Here is a 20,206-nt window from a genome sequence, read left to right as displayed (position 1 = left end):
TCACCGGTGCCTATTTGTGGAGTACATCACTCGCGCAGGTGCGCCAGCCAGAACGTGATGACATGAAGAGGTTTCGGAACCACGCGCTACAGTTGGTCGTTTCCTACAAACGAAAGAACACCCGCGACCGACCCATCGGAACCACAGAGGGATGTCCATGCAGATCAGCGAACTCCTCGCCGTCAAACAGCTGCGTCTGCGCTTTCTGGCAGGCGCCGAGCACGCCCAGCGCACCATCCGGCGGGCCTACACGACCGATCTGCTCGAACCCGCCCGCTACCTGCGCGGTGGCGAGTTCGTCCTCACCGGCATGATGTGGCACCACACCCCCGAGGACTCCGAGACATTCGTGTCCTCGATCGCGGAGGCCGGGGTCGTGGCCGTGGGCGCCGGCACCGCTCTGGGCGAGGTCCCGCCCGACCTGGTAGCCGCCTGTCAAAGACACGACATCCCCCTGGTCGAAGTGCCCACCGACACCTCCTTCGGTGCCGTCACCGAAGAGGTCCTGCGCTCCCTGACCCAGCACCGCTTCACCACCATCGCCGAGACCCGCGACCGCCACCGCCGCCTCATGGCAGACCTGGCCGGCGGCGCCGACTTCCCCTCCGCCTTCGCCGAGGCCGCCGGCCAGGCCGGACTGCGCGCCTGGGTCGTCTCCTCCACCGGCCGACCCGTGGCCTCCTCCGGTGCACCCCTGGACCCCCATGAGGCCGACGAGCTGGCCGCGCGTGCCCTGACCTGGTCGGCCTTCCCCCACACCACCCACGTGGCCGACCCCGACCACACCACGGTCACGGTCTGGCCCGTCCAGAGCAAGGACTCCCACCCCCTGGCCACCTGGCTCCTGGTGTGCGCCGGCGACCAGGCCGACTGGGACACCGAACAGCACGAGGCCGCCGCCGAACTCACCTCCATGGCCGTTCTGGGCCGCAGCCGTACCGACGAACACGCCCTCACCCAGGCCCGCCACCTGGAGGGCCTGCCCCGCCTGCTGGCCGCTCAGCGATTCGACGAGGTCACCGCCCTCATGCAGGGGGTGGGCCCCACCGACACCGATCACGAGACCGGACACGTGGTCGTCAGCGCCGCCATGCTCCCCGAACCCCGTGTGCCCGACCTGGCCCGGCGCGTGCTCACCGAACTGGTCGCCACCTACCCCGGGACCGTCGTCACCGGCGACCAGGACGCACTGGCCGTGGTGCCCGTCACCGAGACCGGCGGCGCCGCCCGCGAACGCGCCGACCGCATCCGCGCCGACCTGGTCCACCGTGCCCGCGTGCTGGAGGGAGGCCTGCTCGACCACCGCTTGGCCGTGGGGCTCAGCTCGGCCGCCCGCGGCGTGGCCGAACTGCGCGGTGCAGCCGTCGAGGCCCGCCACGCACGCCGCCTGGCCGAATTGCGCGGCGGACGCTCGCGTGTGATCGCCGGCGCCGAGATCGACTCCCACGAACTCCTGCTCGCCTCGGTCCCCGAGGAGGTCCAGTCCTCCTACCGCGACCGCCTGCTGGGCCCACTGCTGGAGTACGACCGCGACCACCGCTCCGAGCTCGTCGACACCCTCCAGCGCTTCCTCGACCACTCCGGTTCATGGCAGCGCTGCGCCGCCGCCATGCACGTGCACGTCAACACCCTGCGCTACCGCATCGGCCGCGTCGAGGAGATCACCGGACGCGACCTGAGCAGTCTCGAACACCGCGTCGACCTCTTCCTCGCCCTCAAACTGCGCGAGTAGATATCGCGACGACGGCAAACCGTCGTGGCCCCGGCGTAGGGTCACCGGCCATGACCTTCGATCCCACCGCCGCCCACCACACCGGAACCGACCTGAGCGGGGCCGACCTGCGCCAGGTGCTGACCGACCCCGCCCCCGAACCCCTGGTGCTGAACGGCTGCGATCTCTCCGAGGCCGACCTGCGCGGCACCGACCTGGCCGGGGCCACCTTCGCCGACTGCCGCCTGGACGGGGCCCGCCTCGAACGCGCCGTGCTGGAGGGCGCCCGCTTCACCGGGGGCAGCGCCGCCGGTGCTGCGTTCTCCCACAGCGACTGCACCGACGCCCGCTTAGAACGCGTGGACCTGGCCAACACGCACTTCCAGGGCGCCCTGCTCACCGACACCGCCTTCACCGGATGCCGCATGACCGGCGCCGACCTGACCGGCCTGCGGGGGATCGGCCACACCTTCTCCCAGTGCAACCTCATGCTGGCCCGATGCAAGGGGCTGTCGCTGCGCGGGCAGACGCTGGAAGGGCTGCGTCTGGACGAGGCCGACCTGTCCGCCGCCGACCTGCGCCAGACCGTGTGGAGGGACTCGCGCCTGCGCGGGGCCACCTGGGTCGCGGCCGACTTCACCGGCGCCGACCTGCGCGGCGCGGACCTGGGCGAGCCCACCCTCACCGAGGCGGGGGCACTGCGCGGTGCGAGCATCACGCCCGGGCAGGCCGGCACGATCCTGGCCGCGCTCGGCCTGACCGTGGTCACCTGAGTTCCGGGCCCGGTGCGCCGGGGCCTCCAGCGAAGATCTACATTGTCAAGGCGGCGCTTCCGTTCAGCACCACACGGAAACCCACGAGCGCCACCCTCCCGTGCGGGACCGGCCCCACATGCTCAGCCGCTCGGCGGTCAGCTCCGCGGGCCCGTCGGCCCAGGACGCCCCCGCGTGCCGGCGCAAGTGGGCGTCCTGGGCCGGGGCATCCGCACCGCGGGGGAGGGGGCCTGGCTCACCGCGCGGCCCTGCGCCCGCGTTCCGCCCGGTGGCGGCTGAGTGCGTCGACCATGCCGCTGCGCGCCGGCTTGGGTACGTAGTCCTCGTCGAAAGGCAAGGCGTCCGTCGTACCCGGGAACCACTCCGGGACCCACGAGTGGTGGTCGGCCACGCCCCAGACCGTCACGCCCGGGCAGCGTGCCACCTCCAGGCACGCCTCGACCACCCGACGGTACTCCTCGCCCTGGGCCTCGATGTCCTCCTCGCTCACCGGCTCGGGGATGCGCACGTCCAGCTCGGTGATGGTCACGTCCAGCCCCAGGTCGGTGAAGCGCTCCATCTGCTCCACCAGGTCCTCGGGCACCTGACCGTGCACGAAATGGCTCTGGAACCCGATCCCGTGCAATGGCACGTCCCGCTCCACCAGGTCCGAGGCCAACTCGTAGAGCGCATCGGACTTGTCACCGCCGCCCTCGACGTTGAACTCGTTGATGTAGAGCTCCGCCTCCGGGTCCACCGCGTTGGCCGTCCACAGCGCATCGGCGATGTAGTCCTCGCCGAACACCTCCAGCCACAGGTTCTCCCGCAGCTCCGGGCCGTCGTCCTCGAAGGGCTCGTTGATCACGTCCCAGGCCTCCATCCGGCCCTGGTAACGCCCCAGCAGCGCCTCGGCGTGCTCCTGCACCACCTCGCGCAGCTCCTCTTCCTCCCAGTCGCCCTCCTCCAACCACTCCGGCAACTGGTTGTGCCAGAGCAGCGTGTGCCCGCGCATCGACATCCCGTGCTCTTCGGCGAAGTCCACCAGCGTGTCCGGTCCCTCGAAGTCGAACTCGCCCCGCTCGGGCTGGACCAGCGACCACTTCATCGTGTTCTCGGCCGTCATCGACGTGTAGTTGCCCGAGACCACCTGTTGGTACGTGCGGTCCTCGGCCAACGGGTCCACCGCTGCCGCCACCCCCAGGTCCACCCCGTGCGAGTCCGCGAGTTCGCGCAGGTCGCCCCGGGCGTGGTCGCTCTCCTCCTGAGGGTTCTCCTGCGACCACGGCACCAAGGTCAGCGCGGCGGCCACCACCNCGCCCCCCGCCGACAGGCCTGCGCGCCGCCACCACACCGCCTTCTGTGCTCCTTGCTCCGGTGTCACCGGCCCACCTCCGACTTCACCGGAAAGTCCGACAACCCGCGCACCACCAGCGTGCGGCGCCGCGTCGGCATCGCCGTGGGCGCCAGATCGGGCGCCCGTTCGGCCAGCGCCCGCAGAGCCACCTCACCCTCCAACCGGGCCAGCGGAGCGCCCAGGCAGTAGTGCACACCCGAGGAGAAGGACAGGTGCTCGCCCGCATCCGGCCGCCGAACGTCGAAACGGTCCGGATCGCCGAAGTGCTCGGGGTCCCGGTTGGCCGACCCCAGCAAGCAGATCACCTGCTCCCCGCGTGCCAGAGGCACCCCCTGCACCCGGGTGTCCTCGTGCACCCACCGCACCGTGGTCTGTACCGGGGAGTCGTAGCGCAACACCTCCTCCACCGCAGCCGACGCCAGTGAGGTGTCCTCGACCAGCGCCCGCCATTGCTCCGGATCGCGCAACAGGGCCATCACGCCGTTCCCGATCAGGTTCACCGTCGTCTCGAACCCGGCGATCAGCAACAGCCGGCACAGCGCACCCACCTCGTCGCCCTTGACCTGCCCCTCGTCCGAGGCGGCCGCCACCGCGGAGAGGACGTCGTCGCGCGGCTCGGCCCGGCGCTCGGCCAGCAACCGGTCGAAGAGCGTGTCCAACTCGGCCGAGGCCTTCCGGATCCGCGCTAGGTGGTGTGCCGAACGCGCCCCGTCCAACGATCCCCCGATCACGTTGCCGATCTGCGCGAATCGGGCCTGATCGGACTCGGGAACCCCCAGCAGCAGCGCGATCACCCGGATCGGGAACGGTTGCGCGAAGTCGTGCATCAGGTCGAACCTGTCCCGAGCCAGCGCCAGGTCCAAGAATTCGCCGCACACCTGCTCGACCGACTCCCGGTAGGTGCGGATCATCCGCGGAGCGAACGCCGGACGCGCCACCCGCCGCAGACGTGTGTGGTCGGGCGGGTCACGCTGCAGGAACGACAGGTCCACCACGTCGAACCGGTTGTGCAGGCCCGACCCCGGCGGTGGTTCCGTCCCGAACTCCGAGCCGCGCACCACCTCGCCCACCGACGCCCGGGTCGTGGCGACCGCGAACCCCATCGGGCCGGTGACCACCGGTCCCTGCGCACGCAGGCGCGCATAGGTCGGATACGGGGTGTGCTGCCAGGGCCGGTGCATCAGACGGACGGTGTGATCGCCCCGCTGTGCGTAGACCCAGGAGACCGTGTGTGCCAGACGCAACTGCGCGTCGATCCGCAGCCCTTCGAGGAGGTTCAATGCCAGGTCCTTCCCGTGATGCCTCCGACCCTAGAGCCAGACCCCCGCCCGCGTCCTGGTTCCGCCGATGATGGCCACTGGCGGCCAGGCCGGAACCCGCGCGCCGGACCCCTGCGACCAGCACCGCGACCACCCACGGCACCGATCGGCGTGAACTCCGCGCCGCCCCCGCGGGTCTCACGCAGTGAGGGCACACCCGCCGGCCGTGCGCCGCCTAGACTGGGCGCCCTCCTGCCCGCGGCCCGCCCCGCAACGGAACGGCGTCCCCGACGCCACGCGCGGTTGGCTACGATCACTGGGGCCGCAGGCAAGACAGACACGTCAGAGTCGGAGGTTGAGGACGTTGGGTCCTTTGGAGAGCAACGACCCGGAACGCATCGGCCGGTACCGGTTGATCGGCCGGTTGGGCGCCGGCGGGATGGGTCAGGTGTTCTTCGGACGCTCCGGCGGCGGTCGCGCAGTGGCCGTCAAACGCATCCACCCGCACATGGCCGCCGACGCCTCCTTCCGTGAACGCTTCGCCCGCGAGGTCAACGCAGCCCGCCAGGTCAGCGGCGCGTTCACCGCACCGGTCATCGACGCCGGCCCCGAGGACGAGGTTCCCTGGCTGGTCACCTCCTACGTGCCCTCCCTGCCGCTGGACGACGCCGTGCACACCCACGGCCCCTTGCCCGAGTCCACCGTGCGCGTGCTCGCCGCCGGCCTGGCCGAGGCCCTGGCCGAGATCCACCGCGCCGGCCTCATCCACCGCGACCTCAAACCCGGCAACGTCCTGCTGGCCGAGGACGGGCCCCGCGTCATCGACTTCGGCATCGCCCGCGCCACCGACGGCACTGCTGCCACCCAGTCGGTCATCGGCACACCCGGGTTCATGAGCCCCGAACAGGTCCAGGGCGAGACCATGACCCCCGCCAGCGACCTGTTCGCCTACGGAGCCGTCCTGGCCTACGCCGCCACCGGCAGCGGCCCCTTCGGCGAGGGCAACATGCCCACGATGGTCATGCGCATCATCAGCCACGAACCCGACCTGAGCAGCTTGCCCGAGGGCCTGCGCCGCCTGGTCGCTGCCTGCCTGGCCAAGGACCCGAACCAGCGTCCCACCCCGGGACAGATCCTCGACTACGTCGGCGACGTTCCTGCGGGCACCTCCTGGCTGCCCCCGGCCGTCATGAGCGGGGTTCAGGAACAGGTCGCCCAGGTCAACAAGGCCCTGGCCACCTCCGCAGGCGAGACCGCCGCCCACGAACACACCCAGGGCATGGGGCCGGGCGGGGCCGCACTCCTGGGCGGCGCCGCCGGCGTGGCCGCCGGTGCCGCCGCCGCCCACGCGCTGAACGGCGACGATCCCACCCAGGCGGCTCCCGGCGACCAGAACGGCCAGGGCACGGGCGACGCCACCTCCGTCATGGGCCGGCAGTCCCAGGAGGGGACCGCGCCCCTACCGCCCACCCAGCAGCAGAGCCCGCCCACAGCCCAGTACGGGCAGGGACAACAGGACCAGGACCCCTACGCCGACCTGTACGGCGACCGGCGCTCGGCCGCCCCCGACCCGGCCGCCCAGCAGGCCCAGCGCCAGCAGGAGCAGCGCCGCCAGCAGGAAGAACAGCGGCGCCGACAGGAGGACCAGCGACGGCAGGAAGAGGCCGAACGCGCCCACCGCGAACGCCTGCGCGCCGAACAGGACGCCACCCGCCGGGCCCAGGCCGAGGCCCGCCGCGCCGGACAGCCCGGCCTGTGGAGTTTCGTCAAGCTCCTGCCGCTGCTGATCCTGCCCCTCATCCAGATCCCGCTCGGCTACGGGGCCGCCCTGGCCTGGTCCTGGTTCACCACCGAGACCGACGTGTGGACCGGCACGCCCTACTACTTCGAACCGCTGTCGCTGGACTCCTTCTGGCACGCCACGATGCTGGGCTACTTCCTGCTCAACAACCTGGTCTCACTGGAGTACCTGATCCGTTCGCTGCGTACCTCCTACGTGGTGGGCGCGGTGCTGGCCCTGGCCGTCATCGCCGCCACCAACGGGCTCCTGTACAGCTTCGACTTCTGGGCCTGAACAGGGCCCGGGTCACGGACACCACCCGACCCGAGCCGGACACGGGAGTGGGCGGCGCCGCACACCGCGGCCCGGACCACTCCCCGTGCGCGCTCGGCGCAGGCCTCACCCGGTCAGGTCGGGGATCACCCGGGGTCCCACCCGCTGCACGTAGTCGCGGAACAACCGCACGGCCGGGGGCTCGTACCCGCCCCCCGACCCCTCAGCCGGCCAGACCACCCCCAACGGGCGTTCGGTCTCACCGTCGGCGATCGCCAACTCCACCGTCCCGGGCAACGGCCCCTCCGGCCGAGCCGGCAGCACCGACACCCCCAGCCCAGCACCCACCAGCCCGCGCGCGGTCGCGATGTCGTCAGCCTCGAAGGCCACCCGCGGGGTGAACCCGGCCCGTTCACCCATCCGGTCGGTCAGATGCCGCACGCCCCGACCCTCCTTGAGAAGGATGAACTCCTCCTGGGCCGCGGCCAACGGCACCACCGTCTCTCCCGCAGAGACCAACCGGTGCTGCTCGGGCACCACCAATCGCAACGCCTGGGTGTGCAGCACCGACGAGACCAACCCCGCGACCGAGGGCAGGGGAGAGGTCAACGCCAGATCCGCACCACCCGAGGACACCCGCCGCAACGACTGCGCCCAGGGCTTCTGCGTCAGACTGAACCGCACCCCCGGGTGCTCGGCCCGGAACCCCCGCAGCAGCGCCGGCACCACCTCCACCCCGAGCGTGGGAAGGAACGTCAGCGCCACCCGCCCCTGCTCACCACCGGTGATCTCCGACACCCCGCGGGCCAGGTCCTCCACCGCGCGCTCCACGTGCGGCAACAGCAACCGCCCCGCCCGCGTCAGGCGTACACCCCGCCCCGTGCGCTCGACCAGGGCCAGGCCCAACTCGTCCTGCAACCGCGACAAAGCCCTGCTCAGCGTGGGTTGGGGCATGCGCAACGACTCCGCTGCCTGGGTGATGTGCTCGGTGCGCGCCACCGCCCTGATCATTCGCAACCGGGGTACCAGCGCCGCCAGGAACACGTCCGCCTCGGGAGAATCCATGCAAACCAGTATGCACCAACATGAAATCATGCATTGGACGTATGAAAACGCGCGTTCCTAGCGTGGAATCATGACCGTGACCAGCACCTCCGCACCCGGACCCGACGCACGCCCCAGGGCCGGTACACCGGCCTACCGGCGCACGGTCATCGCCCTGGTTGCCGCCGCCGTGGCGACCTTCGCCCAACTCTGGTCGGTCCAACCGATCCTGCCCGCCGTCGCCCACGGCTTCGACACCACCGCCGCCCAGGCCGCCCTCACCGTCTCCCTGGCCACCGGCGGCATGGCCGGCTTCACCCTCGTCTGGAGCGGCCTCGCCGACCGCCTGGGCCGCGCCCGCGTCATCACCCTCTCCCTGCTGCTGGCCACCCTCCTGGGCTGCTTCGCCCCCTTCGCCGGTGACCTCGTCTGGCTCCTGGTCCTGCGCACCCTCCAGGGCGCCGCTTTGGGCGGGGTCCCTGCAGCCGCCGTGGCCTATCTGTCCGAGGAGATCCACCCCACGGACGTCCCCCGCGCCACCGGCCTCTACATCGCCGGCAACCCCCTCGGCGGCATGGGCGGACGCCTCCTGGCCGGCATGGCAGCCGAGTACGGCGGATGGCAGTGGGGCGTGGCCGCCAACACCCTGCTCGGCCTCGCCGCCCTGGCCGTGTTCGTCCTGGTCCTGCCCCGGCCCCACGCCCGCGCCTCGTCCTCCCGGCCCGGCGCCGGCGTGGGAGAGGGCATGGGTCCGCGCCTGCGCTCGGCCCTGACCACCCGCGGGCTCCTGCCCCTGTACGCCCAGGCCCTGCTGCTCATGGGCGCCTTCATGACCGTCTACAACCTGCTCGGCTTCCGGCTCATGGACGAGCCCTTCGGCCTGAGCCAGGCGGTGGCCTCCCTGCTTTTCCTGGCCTACACCGCCGGCATGGTCGGCTCCACCGCCGCCGGATCGATGACCGTGCGCTGGGGCGGCTACACCGTCCTGACCCTGGCCCACGTGCTCATGGTCGCCTCCCTGGCGAGCCTGTCCGCCCCCTACCTGGCCGCGGTGATCCCCGCCCTGCTCGTGCTCACCTACGCCTTCTTCAGCGCCCACGCCACCTCCTCGGCCTGGGTGGGTACCAGGGCCGTGCACGGGCGCACCCAGGCCATGGCCATCTACACCCTGTGCTACTACCTGGGCTCGAGCCTGTTCGGATGGATGGGCGGTCTGGTCTACGACGCCGTGGGCTGGAACGGATCCCTGGCCTTCGCCGCCGCCCTGACCACTCTGGCCGGTCTGATCGCCCTGCGCCTACGCCGCCTTCCCGGCGGGCCGGCCACGCCCCCCTGACCCCGGCCGCGCGTCCGCGCCCCCGTCCCGGATCCGCGCTGCCGGAGGGCACGCGTGTTTTGATGCGGCGTTGACCGAGAGGGGCCCCGGTCCCGGGCACGGTGGGAGGACAGCCCGAAACGAGTTGGTTTAAGATTCAACTATATTGGCCGACCAGCGGCGAGCCCCACGGAAACGGAGACGACATGGACGTGCGCCCGGCGGGGATCCACCACGTGACCGCCATCGCCAGCGATCCACAGGCCAACGCCGACTTCTACCTCAACGCCCTGGGCATGCGCATGGTCAAGCGCACCGTCAACTTCGACTCGCCCGACACCTACCACCTCTACTACGGCGACCGTGCGGGCAACCCCGGCACCATCATGACCTTCTTCCCGTGGCCCGGAGCGCCCAAGGGACGCCTCGGCGCGGGCCAGGCCACCACCACGACCTTCTCCGTGCCCGAGGGGTCACTGGGCTGGTGGGCCGAACACCTGGCCTCCCTCGATGTGCCCACCAGTCGTCCCGCCGAACGCGGTGAGGAGGACGTGCTCACCCTGCGCGACCCCGACGGCCTGCTCATCGAACTGGCCGCCTCCACCGACCACCACGACACCGAACCCTGGGACGGCGCAGAGGTCCCCACCGAGCACGCCATCCGCGGCATCCGCTCGGTCACCATGACCGAACAGGACGTCGACGGCACCGTGGAGATGCTCCACGGGCAGCTGGGCTTCCGCCTGGAGAGCGAGGACCAGGGGCGCCTGCGCTTCCGCACCAACGCCGCCGAGGGCGGCGTCGGCACCATCGTGGACGTGCTCGGCCGCCCCAGCGCCGAACGCGGCCTGGTCGCCGCCGGCACCGTGCACCACGTCGCCTACCGTGCCCCCGACGGCCAGGCCCAGGAGGCCTGGCGGCAGACCCTGGCCGAGGACGGCGTGGGCGTGACCGAGATCCGCGACCGCAGTTACTTCACCTCCATCTACTTCCGCGAACCCGGGGGAGTCCTGCTGGAGATCGCCACCGACGGCCCCGGCTTCGACTACGACGAACCCCTGCTCGAACTGGGCCGCTCTCTCAAGCTGCCCCCGTGGCTGGAACCGCGCCACGAGCAGATCGCGGCCTCCCTGCCCGCCCTGGAGGTGCGCTGATGGCTGTCGGCGACTACATCCACGTGTGGGAACCGGCCACCGAGCCGGGTGCCCCCACACTCCTGCTGCTGCACGGCACCGGCGCCGACGAGCACGACCTGCTGCCGCTGGGCCATGCACTCGCACCCGGGGCGGCGCTGCTGTCCCCGCGGGGGAAGGTCGACGAGAACGGTATGAGTCGGTGGTTCCGCCGACTGCGCGAGGGGGTCTTCGACGTCGAGGACCTCATCGCGCGCACGGACGACCTGGCCGCGTGGGTCGAGGAGGCGATCGAGGCCTACGCGCTCTCGCCCGAGCGCCTGGTGGTCAGCGGGTTCTCCAACGGTGCCAACACCGGAGCCGCCCTGATGCTGCTCCACCCCGGGCTGGTGTCGGGGGCCGCGCTGTTCGCCGCCGGTGCACCCCTGCAGGGCCGTGATCCCGACCCGGTCGACCTGAGCGGAACGAGGGTCTTCCTGGGCTCGGGTGTGGCCGATCCCATCACCACGATCGGCCAGGCCCGGCTGCTGGGTCGGCAGCTGCAGGAGCGGGGTGCGCAGGTGACCGAGCGCGAACACCCGGGCGGGCACCAGATGGCGCCCGATGTCATGGCACAGGCGCGTTCCTGGTTCTCCGAGTCCGGCTTCTGACCGGTCCCCGACCGGTCCCTGATCGACGGCGGCGTCCCCTGACCCCGGGCGCCGCCGTCCCCCTCGACCTCAAGTGGTATCTACACCGTAAGGGCGACATTTCTGTGTACTCTCCCCCAGACAGAACACGCCCTCCCCCCGGGTGCCCCCACCAGGAAAGAACCCATGACCCGCTCACTCCCGTCCCGGGGACGGTGACGCATGGAACCCGAGATCCTCGGCCTCCTGCTCGCCGTCGCCCTCGCCGCCGGCTGGATCGACGCCGTCGTCGGGGGAGGAGGGCTCCTGCTGCTGCCCGCCCTCCTCGTGGGAGCACCCAACGCGCCTCTGGCCACCCTCCTGGGAACCAACAAACTCGCCTCGGTCTTCGGCACCACCTCGGCCGCCGTCGCCTACGCCCGCAAGGTCAGGGTCGACCCGCGCCTGGTGGTGCCCACCGCCCTGCTCGCCCTGGTCGGATCCGGCCTCGGCGCAGGCCTGGCCACCGCCCTGACCAGCGAGGTCCTGCAGCCCATCATCATGGTCGTGCTCGCCGGCGTGGCCCTCATGGTCTACTTCCGCCCCACCATGGGCGCCGCCACCGACCCCGGCCTGCGTACCCGCAACCGAGTGCTGGCCACCATCGCCCTGGCCGGCCTGGGCGTCAGCTTCTACGACGGTCTCATCGGCCCCGGAACAGGCGTCTTCCTCATCATCGCCCTCACCGCCGTCCTGGGCCTGGACTTCCTCACCGCCTCCGCCTCGGCCAAGATCGTCAACGCCTGCACCAACCTCGGCGCCCTCGTCGTCTTCGCGGTCGGCGGCCACGTCGACTGGCTGTTGGGTCTGACCCTGGCCGTGTGCACCATCGTCGGTGCGCAGCTCGGCGCCCGCACCGCCCTCAAGCGCGGTAGCGGCTTCGTGCGCGCCGTCCTGCTCGTGGTCGTGCTCGCCCTGCTCATGCGCATGGGCTGGGACCTCTTCGCTTGACCCCTGCGTCAGGAAACAGAACGAAACCAAGAGCGGCACATTCGTCCGAATCTCTCGAACCCTCACCGGCGGGAGAGAACGTAAACGCAATCTCTGGTCGACGCCTCCTCACCCCTGGGTGGCACCGGCCCGGTCGGTGCACAACACACGCGTGAGCAGGCCCAGCAGGGCGGGCATGTCGACCGCCTCGGGGTCGTGGAGCCACTGCAGCTGCAGGCCGTCCATTGCCGCGATGAGCAAGGCGGCGGTCTGTTCGGGGGTCGGCTGCGGAACGTGGGCCTCCTCCTGTCCTGACCTCCGGACGGCCTCGGCCACGTGTGCACGCAGCTGTTCGTAGCGCGCCCGGAAGTAGGGGCCGGCCGGGTGGTCGTCGGTGACGGCCTCGGCGGCGAGCAGGCAGTGCAGGCGCACCACCCCCGGCCGTTCGGTGTTCCGTGCGGCCACTCCCGTGAGTCTGTCGATGTCGCGAAGGCCACCGAAGTCGGCCGTGTCCACCGCGTCGCGGCGGGCCAGAGCCGCGACCAGCAGCGCCTCCTTGTTCGGGAAGTGGTGCAGCAGCCCTTGCTGGCTCAGGCCCACACGCTGCGCGACCGCGGTCAGCGAGCTGTTGCGGAACCCGTTCTCGGCGAATTCCTCCAGCGCCGCCTCCTCGATCTGTGCGCGCCTGTCGGTGGCGGGCGGCCTGCCACGGCCGCGGCGCGGGCGTTCCCGGTCGGGTTCCGGTGGGTTCTCGCTCATCGGGCCAAGGTTACGCGTTGGCAGTGCAGGCCCCGCCGGGGCGCCGTGCCCCACCGTGCTGGGAGCCGGTGCGGAGAGGTGCTTCACAACTGGGAGTTAAGCGTTTAACGTGAGGGAAATATTTTCCCGAGCGACCAGTAGGTAAATGATTCGGGTGTCCGGGCAGGCCGACCAGGGAGAGACATGAGCGCACCGACCCACCCCGCCCCGTCCCGTGCACAGCGCGTGGAAGAGGCCCTGAACGCACTCGACCTGGAGGGCAAGGTCCGCCTGCTCTCCGGCGACTCCATGTGGGCCGTCCCCGCCGACCCCGCCATCGGCCTGGGGCGGCTCGTGATGTCCGACGGCCCCGTCGGCGTTCGCGGCGAGCACTGGACCCCGGACGACCCTTCCGTCCAACTGCCCAGCCCCACGGCCATCGCCGCCACCTGGGACCGCGGCCTCGTGCGGCGGGTCGGACACCTGCTCGCCCAGGAAGCACACCGCAAGGGGGTCCACGTACTGCTCGCCCCCGCCGTCAACATGCACCGCTCACCCCTGGGCGGCCGCCACTTCGAGACCTTCTCCGAGGACCCCTACCTGACCGGCGAGATCGGTTCCGCCTACGTCCTGGGCGTCCAGGACGGCGGCGTGGGCACCACCGTCAAGCACTACGTCGCCAACGACTCCGAGACCGACCGCTTCACCGTCGACGTACGCGCCGACGAGCGCACCCTGCGCGAGATCTACCTCGCGCCCTTCGAACACATCGTGAACCGCGCCCGCCCCTGGGGCGTGATGGCCGCCTACAACCAGGTCAACGGCACCACGATGACCGAACACACCGATCTCAACGCGGTCCTGCGCGAGGAGTGGGGGTTCGACGGCTTCATCGTCTCGGACTGGACGGCCGCCCGTGACACCGCCGCCGACGCCCTGGCCGGCCTCGACGTGGCCATGCCCGGGCCCAACACCGTCTATGGGCACCACCTGATCGACGCCGTGCACGACGGCCGCGTCCCTGAGGAGGCCGTGGACGCGCTCACCCGCCGTGTCCTGCTGCTGGCCTCCCGGGTCGGCCTGCTCGAAGGCACCGCACCCGCCGTCGCACCCGCTGACCGCCCCGCCCCGCTCGACGGGCGAGCCGTGGCCCGGGAGGCGGCCTCGCGCTCCTTCGTGCTGCTGCGCAACAACAACGGGGCTCTGCCCGTCGAACCCGCCCGCACCCGCAGGATCGCCCTGATCGGCCTGGCCGCCTCCGAGGCCCGCACCAGCGGCGGCGGCAGCGCGAGCGTGTTCGCAGAGCACACCGTCACCCCGCTCGAAGGGTTGCGCGAGGCCCTGCCCGGGCACGTCGAGCTCACCTACGCCGTCGGCGCCGATCCGCGTGCAGCACTGCCGGCCGTGGCCACACCCCTGACCGCGACCTTCTACGCGGGCGACGGCCGCGTGCTGGGCACCGAACCCCTCTCCGACGGCACGGCCCGCTGGATCGGCGAGCTGCCCGAGGGCGTCACCACCGGGGAACTCGACCGCATCGAGGTCGAAGGAACACTCGTGCCGGGCGCCACCGGCGAGCACCTCGTCGGTGTGACCGGGGCCGGCACCTACGAGCTCGCCGTCGACGGCCGGACCGTCTTCGAGGGGGAGCTCGAGTTCGAGGGCGACGACCCGGCCGCAGCCATGTTCGACCCGCCCGCCGTCACCCACCCGGTCCACCTCACCGAGGGCGAGCCGGTCCGGCTGAGCGTGGTCCGCAAGGATGCAGCCGACAACGTCGGCGACTTCGCCTTCATCGGCTTCAACCTCACCCACCGCGAACCCATGCCCGACGGCGACACCCTGATCGAGGAGGCCGTCGAGGCGGCCCGGGGGGCCGACGCCGCCGTCGTGCTGGTGGCCACCACCGCCGAGGTGGAGTCGGAGGGCTTCGACCGCTCCTCCCTGGCCCTTCCCGGCCGCCAGGACGAACTGGTGGCCCGCGTCGCCGAGGCCAACGAGCGCACCGTGGCCGTGGTCAACACCGGTTCCCCGGTGGAGATGCCCTGGCGCCAGGACGTGTCCTCCATCCTGCTCACCTGGTTCGGCGGCCAGGAACTCGGCGGTGCCCTGGCCGACGTCCTGCTCGGCCACTGCGACCCCTCCGGCCGCCTGCCCACCACCTGGCCCGCACGCGAGGCCGACGCCCCGGTCCTGTCGGTCACCCCCGAGGACGGCGCCCTCGACTACTCTGAGGGCATCTACGTGGGATACCGCGGATGGGAGCGGGTCGGCACGGAACCGGCCTTCCCCTTCGGACACGGCCTGTCCTACACCCAGTGGCGCTACGACTCCGCCGAGGTGGCCGCGGCGGGCCCCGGCGAGACCGACGCCGACGGCCGGCCCGTGCTGGCCACCGTGCGCGTGCGCGTGACCAACACCGGGGACCGCTCCGGACGGGAGGTCGTGCAGGTCTACCTGGCCCCGCACGAGCCCGGCGACCGCCCCGCCCGGACCCTGGCAGGGTTCGCCGCGGTCTCCGCCGAAGCCGGGCAGAGCACCCAGGTCCTCGTCACGGTGCCGCGCGATGCCGTGCGCACCTGGGCCTCCGACGCCGACGAGTGGGAGCACGTCCCCGGCAGCTACGACCTGCACGTGGGCCGCTCCTACCACGACACCCGCCTGAGCGAGCAGATCCGGGTCTCCTGAGGCGCTGACTGTCCCGCACGGACCGCTGTCGGGGCCGGACCGCACCGCCGAGGTGTGCGGTCCGGCCCCGATGCCGCGGTTCAGGTCCCGCGCGGAACCAGCACCGGCGACCAGGGCGACAGGTGCACCTGCCTGTCCTCCTTCACCGCGCCCACGATGCTGTGCGCCACCTCGTCGTGGTCCTGACACTCCATGCGCACCGTCGTCAGCCGGGGGCGCAGCATCCGACAGACCATGGTGTCGTCGGCGCCCACCAGGCCCACGCGCTCGGGTACACGGATCCCGGCATCCAACAGTGCCCCCAGCAGCAGCCCGCTGAAATCGTCGTTGTAGCCGAACACGGCCTCGGGGAGCCCTTCCTGCGACCACCCGGCCACCACCTCGGCGGCCGACTCCGGGGTCCACCCCATCTCCGCCGGGCGCACGACCGCGCCCCGGTGCTCGGCCGCCTCCTTCACACCCGCCAGCCGCTCGTGCCCCATCCTGGTGAGCAGCTCCTCCCGGGGTACGACGGCCGCGAGGTCCCGGTGCCCGCGCTCCAGCAGGTGCAGGCCGGCGGTGCGCCCCATACCGCGATGGTCCATGTTGAGCGTGGACACACCCGTGCCCTCCACCTCCTCGGGTGCCACACCCGTGGCGAAGACATGGATGCCGGCCTTGTGCAGCAGGGCAGTACCGGCCTCGGTGAGCCGTCCGTAGGGGGTGATGACCGCCGCCGGACGCATGCCGGCCCAGTTGCGCGCCGCCTTGACCCCGCGGTGGCGCTCGGCACCGTACTGGACGAGCGTGTACCCGAGCCCGCGCATGCTCTGGGTCAGGACGTGCACGAACTCCGCGGCCAGAGGACCCTGCACGATGTCGGCCTGCACGTGCAGGAGCACATCGGTGGTGCCCTTGCGCAGGGACCGCGCGCTCGCGTGCGGCACGTACCCGAGCTCGTCGGCGATCGTGCGCACACGGGTCCTGGTCGCCTCGGGGATGCGGCGCCCCGCAGGGGCGTCGTTGAGGACGTAGGACACGGTCGCGGTCGAGACCCCCACCTGCCGGGCGATGTCGGTGAGAGTGGCGGGCCGTGGGCGGATCGAAGTCATAGCGCTATCTTGCCCTGTCCGATCGGGCCGCCGGTACCGGCGCGGCTGCGCGGCAGGCGGCGGGGGAGGGGTGCGTGTGTGAACCGGGTGTGAACAGGTCATTGACTCGGTTAAACGTGTAACTTAGATTAATCGAATAACTGGCGCCTGAACAGATGCTTTCCACCCCTCATGACCGTTGACGCCAGGGAGCTGTCACATGTCCGGACACACGCCCCCCGCCTCGGACGCGGCCGCCCGCCCCGACGGAACCGCCCACGGTGCCCCGCCCACCGGACGGCGCGGACTGGTCCGGCTCGTCCCCCTCCTCGGCGCGGGCAACCTCTCCGTCTACGCCTTCTACCTCGGGATCACGAGCGTCCTGCTGCCCCTGCACATCCAGGGCCTGCACCCCGGCGACGAAGAGGCGGCCGTGGCCGACCTCGGGCTCGTCACCGGTGTCGCCGCGGTCTTCGGCACCGTCTTCAACCCGATCGGCGGCGCCCTCTCCGACCGCTCCCGCTCTCGTTGGGGCAGGCGCAACCCGTGGATGGTCGGCGGGGCCCTGGCCTCCGTGCTGGCTGCTGTCCTGATGGGCCTGGCCGACTCCGTGCTGATGGTCCTGCTCGGTTGGTGCCTGGCCCAGGCCACGATGAACCTCTGCCACGCTGCCCTGACCGGGATCCTGCCCGACCGGGTGCCCGACCACAGGCGCGGAACCGTGGCCTCGGTCATGGGTATGGCGCTGTCCGTTGCCGGCGTGCTCGGTACCGGACTCGCCGCACTGTTCACCGCACGCATCGAGCTCGGCTACATCGCGCTCGGTGGGGTCGTCGTGGCCGCCGTCGTCCTGCTGTGTACCTTCACCCACGACCCCCGGGGCGAAGAGCTGCCCCCGCCCGCACCCGCCGAGCACGGCACGCCCCTGGCAGCCCTGGGCCGTTTCCTGTCCGCGCTGACCCACCGCAACTTCGCGCTGGTCCTGATCGGGCGGGCCCTGCTCTTCCTCGGCTACTTCCTGATCATGGGGTACCAGCTCTACATCCTCGACTACCACATCGAACTGCCCGGTGGCCTGTCCCCGGCCGCCGCGGTCCCGGTGATCACCACGCTCGGCGCCGTCGGAACCGTCGTGACCGCCGCGATCGGCGGCCCCCTCTCCGACCGCCTGGACCGGCGCAAGCTGTTCACCCTCGTCTCCGGGGTGGCCTCCGCCCTGGCGATGCTCATCCCGTTCTTCATGCCGACCTGGACCGGCATGATCCTCTTCGGTCTGGCCATCGGCAGCGCCTTCGGCTGCTTCCTGGCCGTGGACACCGCCCTGGCCACACTCGTGCTGCCCGACAAGGAGAACAACGCCCGCGACATGGGCGTGCTCAACATCGCAGCCGCCGGACCCCAGATCATGGCCCCCTTCATCGCCTCGACGATCATCCTGCACCTGGGCGGATACAGCTCCCTGTTCCTGATCGGTGCCGCGATCGGCCTCCTGGGTGCCCTGTCCATCGCCTTCGTCAAGGGCGTGCGCTGAACACCGAGGCGATCCGGCCGTCCCCGGGACAGGAACGACCACGGGGTGCGATGCTCTGACCACGTATCACCCACCGAGGAGTTGATCACCCTGGCCCTCCACATCTGCTCGCTCATCCGCGACATCGACCAGACCGTGCCCGCCGACGGCGCCTACCACGTGGTCCGTTTCCCCTTCGGCGACGCCGAGTCCTCCGACGCCCACGAGATGCACCAGATCGAACAGCCCGACGGGCACACCATCGAGGACTGGGACAGCGAGTCCCGCTCGGGCCTGATCTGGCCCTCCGTCTCGGGTTGGGCGAGCCTGACCGCCATGATCCAGTGGGAGAGCGGCAACTACTCCGAACTGCGCGACCGCTTCGTACGCGACCCCCTCGACCTCGCCGAGGGCTCCGATTCCACCGCCACCGACCACCGCCCGCCCAGCCCCGGCATGCAGTGCTTCACCAAACACCACCAGATCTTCGTCGACCCGGACACACCCCTGGCCCTGGCCGTGGCCCACGACGACAGCAGTGGTCGCCGCATCGTGCACGCCCAGTTCAAGCTCGCCATCGACGACGACGTCGCCTGAGGCGCGTGTGGGGTCCGGCAGCGCTGCCGGACCCCACACGCGTGCCGAGTATTCAGAGCGCGTCGATGCGCGCCTCGAGCAGGCACCCCTCGGCGTCGTGGCAGTCGAGCACGAGCTCGCTGATCCGGCATGCCATGGGTACACTCCGTCCCGTCCGTCAACGTGTGCCGGCTATGCACTCCGACCGCGCTGCTCGGCGATCTGGATCAGGTTCCCGCACGTGTCGTCCAGGACCGCGGTGGTCACCTCGCCCATGTTGACCGGCGGCTGTGTGAAGTGCACCCCCAGCCCGCGCAGCCGCTCGTACTCGCCCCGGACGTCGTCCACGTCGAACGAGGTGTAAGGGATCCCGTCGGCCACCAGGGCCTCCTTGAAGGGCCTCACCGCCGGGTGCCCGCTGGGTTCGAGAACCAGCTCCACCCCGTCCGGGGCCGCCGTGGAGACCACCGTGAGCCACCGTGCCTGCCCCAGGGGCACGTCGTGCTTCTTCACGAAACCCAGGGTCTGGGTGTAGAAGCGCAATGCATGCTCCTGGTCGTCGACGAAGACGTTGGCGAGAGAGATTCTCATCCAGTTTCCCCCGTTCCGCCGGGGTCGCTGCCCGGCCTGCGCAGCCACCGCTCGACGATCGGTTCGAGCGGGGCGGTGTCGATCTCGTGGAACTTGTACCGGCCCTCGCGCCTGGTCCGGACCAGGCCGACGGACTCCAGCACGTCCAAGTGCTGCGAGATCGCCTGCCGTGACGAGGCGAGGTCGTGGTTGCTCGCCAGTCGCGCACAGAGCTCGAAGAGCGTCTGACCGTCGCGTGCGGTCAATTCGTCGAGGATCGTGCGGCGGGTCGGATCGGCCAGGGCCCTGAAGGCGTCAGTCACACCTCCCACAATAGGCAAGCATTCACTTGCATTTCAATGAAGGTGCAGGTCGTGGCGCGGATGAGGGGTCAGAGCTCTCGGATGCGGTCGAGCACCGAGCGCATCAGCTCCATACTCGGCCGTTCGTGCTCGGTCCCGCTGCCGTCGACCACCAACAGCCCACGGTCAAGCAGGTCCGACAGCAGGATGCGCACCACACCCACCGGGAGGTCGACCCGCGCGGCCACCTCTGCCACCGTCGCCGACCGCACGCATAGCACCAGGATCTCGTGCAGCTCGGTGTCCACGTGCAGCTCATCCACCGCCGGTACGGTGATCACCCGGGCGTCCAGGGGCAGGTCATCGGAGGGCCGGCTCCGTCCGCCCGTCAGCGAGTAGGGCCGGATCGGTGTCGCCTCGGGTTCCGGTGTCCAGAACCTGCTCACCGGGCCACTCCTTGTGTGGGGGAGGGGAGGGCGGCGCCGCGAGCCGCGCCGGCGGTGGGCCGGGGTCCGGGGGTGGGGTGTGCGTGG

18 protein-coding genes are annotated in these 20,206 nt (G+C 71.2%); 10 read left to right on the top strand and 8 right to left on the bottom strand.

Going from position 1 to position 20,206, the window contains the following annotated elements; translation table 11 throughout:
* Positions 1–157: 157 nt before the first annotated feature.
* Together D474_RS0101125 and D474_RS0101120 are read left to right on the top strand one after the other, a co-directional pair.
* Positions 158–1,732, top strand: coding sequence for a PucR family transcriptional regulator (locus D474_RS0101125; RefSeq protein ID WP_026118066.1), 1,575 nt, complete (start codon positions 158–160; stop codon positions 1,730–1,732).
* 50 nt (positions 1,733–1,782) lie between these two features.
* The gene (locus tag D474_RS0101120; protein WP_017611758.1) at positions 1,783–2,484 is read left to right on the top strand and encodes a pentapeptide repeat-containing protein; all 702 of its coding nucleotides are present in this window, start codon (positions 1,783–1,785) and stop codon (positions 2,482–2,484) included.
* Positions 2,485–2,719: 235 nt separating this feature from the next.
* Here the strand turns inward: D474_RS0101120 and D474_RS0101115 are convergent, their stop codons facing one another.
* Positions 2,720–3,814, bottom strand: coding sequence for an endo-1,4-beta-xylanase (locus tag D474_RS0101115; RefSeq protein WP_017611757.1), 1,095 nt, complete (start codon positions 3,812–3,814; stop codon positions 2,720–2,722).
* A 26-nt stretch (positions 3,815–3,840) separates the two neighbouring features.
* Positions 3,841–5,097 carry a cytochrome P450 gene (locus D474_RS0101110; RefSeq protein WP_017611756.1) on the bottom strand — a complete coding sequence of 419 codons (1,257 nt, stop codon included), beginning with the start codon at positions 5,095–5,097 and terminating at the stop codon, positions 3,841–3,843.
* 352 nt (positions 5,098–5,449) lie between these two features.
* Here D474_RS0101110 and D474_RS0101105 point away from each other — a divergent pair, with 352 nt between their 5' ends.
* Entirely contained in the window at positions 5,450–7,150 is a 1,701-nt protein-coding gene (locus tag D474_RS0101105; protein WP_239646972.1) for a serine/threonine protein kinase, read from the top strand.
* A gap of 105 nt (positions 7,151–7,255) precedes the next feature.
* Here the strand turns inward: D474_RS0101105 and D474_RS0101100 are convergent, their stop codons facing one another.
* A complete protein-coding gene (locus D474_RS0101100) occupies positions 7,256–8,194 on the bottom strand; it encodes a LysR family transcriptional regulator (protein WP_017611755.1) in 939 nt (312 codons plus the stop codon).
* A gap of 70 nt (positions 8,195–8,264) precedes the next feature.
* Between D474_RS0101100 and D474_RS0101095 the strand changes: the two genes are divergently transcribed.
* The 4 genes from D474_RS0101095 (at position 8,265) to D474_RS0101080 (ending at position 12,240) form a co-directional block, all read left to right on the top strand.
* Positions 8,265–9,509, top strand: coding sequence for an MFS transporter (locus D474_RS0101095; RefSeq protein WP_017611754.1), 1,245 nt, complete (start codon positions 8,265–8,267; stop codon positions 9,507–9,509).
* Between the two features lie 185 nt (positions 9,510–9,694).
* Complete coding sequence (locus D474_RS0101090; RefSeq protein WP_017611753.1) at positions 9,695–10,642, top strand: ring-cleaving dioxygenase; 948 nt, start codon at positions 9,695–9,697, stop codon at positions 10,640–10,642.
* Positions 10,642–11,271 carry an alpha/beta hydrolase gene (locus tag D474_RS0101085; RefSeq protein WP_017611752.1) on the top strand — a complete coding sequence of 210 codons (630 nt, stop codon included), beginning with the start codon at positions 10,642–10,644 and terminating at the stop codon, positions 11,269–11,271. Before D474_RS0101090 ends, D474_RS0101085 begins: the two co-directional genes overlap by 1 nt.
* Before the next feature lie 201 nt (positions 11,272–11,472).
* A complete protein-coding gene (locus D474_RS0101080; RefSeq protein ID WP_017611751.1) occupies positions 11,473–12,240 on the top strand; it encodes a sulfite exporter TauE/SafE family protein in 768 nt (255 codons plus the stop codon).
* A gap of 108 nt (positions 12,241–12,348) precedes the next feature.
* Here D474_RS0101080 and D474_RS0101075 read toward each other — a convergent pair whose 3' ends face one another.
* The gene (locus tag D474_RS0101075; protein ID WP_017611750.1) at positions 12,349–12,978 is read right to left on the bottom strand and encodes a TetR/AcrR family transcriptional regulator; all 630 of its coding nucleotides are present in this window, start codon (positions 12,976–12,978) and stop codon (positions 12,349–12,351) included.
* 183 nt (positions 12,979–13,161) lie between these two features.
* Here D474_RS0101075 and D474_RS0101070 point away from each other — a divergent pair, with 183 nt between their 5' ends.
* Positions 13,162–15,645, top strand: coding sequence for a beta-glucosidase family protein (locus tag D474_RS0101070; RefSeq protein WP_017611749.1), 2,484 nt, complete (start codon positions 13,162–13,164; stop codon positions 15,643–15,645).
* 80 nt (positions 15,646–15,725) lie between these two features.
* Here D474_RS0101070 and D474_RS0101065 read toward each other — a convergent pair whose 3' ends face one another.
* Entirely contained in the window at positions 15,726–16,736 is a 1,011-nt protein-coding gene (locus tag D474_RS0101065) for a LacI family DNA-binding transcriptional regulator (RefSeq protein ID WP_017611748.1), read from the bottom strand.
* A gap of 199 nt (positions 16,737–16,935) precedes the next feature.
* Between D474_RS0101065 and D474_RS0101060 the strand changes: the two genes are divergently transcribed.
* Complete coding sequence (locus D474_RS0101060; protein ID WP_017611747.1) at positions 16,936–18,246, top strand: MFS transporter; 1,311 nt, start codon at positions 16,936–16,938, stop codon at positions 18,244–18,246.
* Positions 18,247–18,291: 45 nt separating this feature from the next.
* Positions 18,292–18,822 (top strand): hypothetical protein, encoded by a 531-nt coding sequence (locus tag D474_RS0101055; protein ID WP_239646971.1) that lies wholly within the window; start codon positions 18,292–18,294, stop codon positions 18,820–18,822.
* A gap of 171 nt (positions 18,823–18,993) precedes the next feature.
* On the opposite strand, the gene D474_RS0101045 is transcribed toward D474_RS0101055, so the two are convergent.
* The 3 genes from D474_RS0101045 to D474_RS0101035 all read right to left on the bottom strand — a co-directional run bounded on the left by D474_RS0101045 (position 18,994) and on the right by D474_RS0101035 (position 20,119).
* Positions 18,994–19,392 carry a VOC family protein gene (locus D474_RS0101045; RefSeq protein WP_017611745.1) on the bottom strand — a complete coding sequence of 133 codons (399 nt, stop codon included), beginning with the start codon at positions 19,390–19,392 and terminating at the stop codon, positions 18,994–18,996.
* Complete coding sequence (locus D474_RS0101040; protein WP_017611744.1) at positions 19,389–19,694, bottom strand: ArsR/SmtB family transcription factor; 306 nt, start codon at positions 19,692–19,694, stop codon at positions 19,389–19,391. Before D474_RS0101040 ends, D474_RS0101045 begins: the two co-directional genes overlap by 4 nt.
* A 68-nt stretch (positions 19,695–19,762) precedes the next feature.
* Positions 19,763–20,119 carry a DUF742 domain-containing protein gene (locus D474_RS0101035; protein WP_017611743.1) on the bottom strand — a complete coding sequence of 119 codons (357 nt, stop codon included), beginning with the start codon at positions 20,117–20,119 and terminating at the stop codon, positions 19,763–19,765.
* Positions 20,120–20,206 lie beyond the last annotated feature (87 nt).

Origin of the sequence: Nocardiopsis salina YIM 90010 (assembly GCF_000341025.1) — a bacterium.
GTDB lineage: Bacteria > Actinomycetota > Actinomycetes > Streptosporangiales > Streptosporangiaceae > Nocardiopsis > Nocardiopsis salina.
The sequence above is the reverse complement of the archived record's forward strand: the minus strand, read 5'-3'. Positions and strand labels throughout refer to the sequence as shown.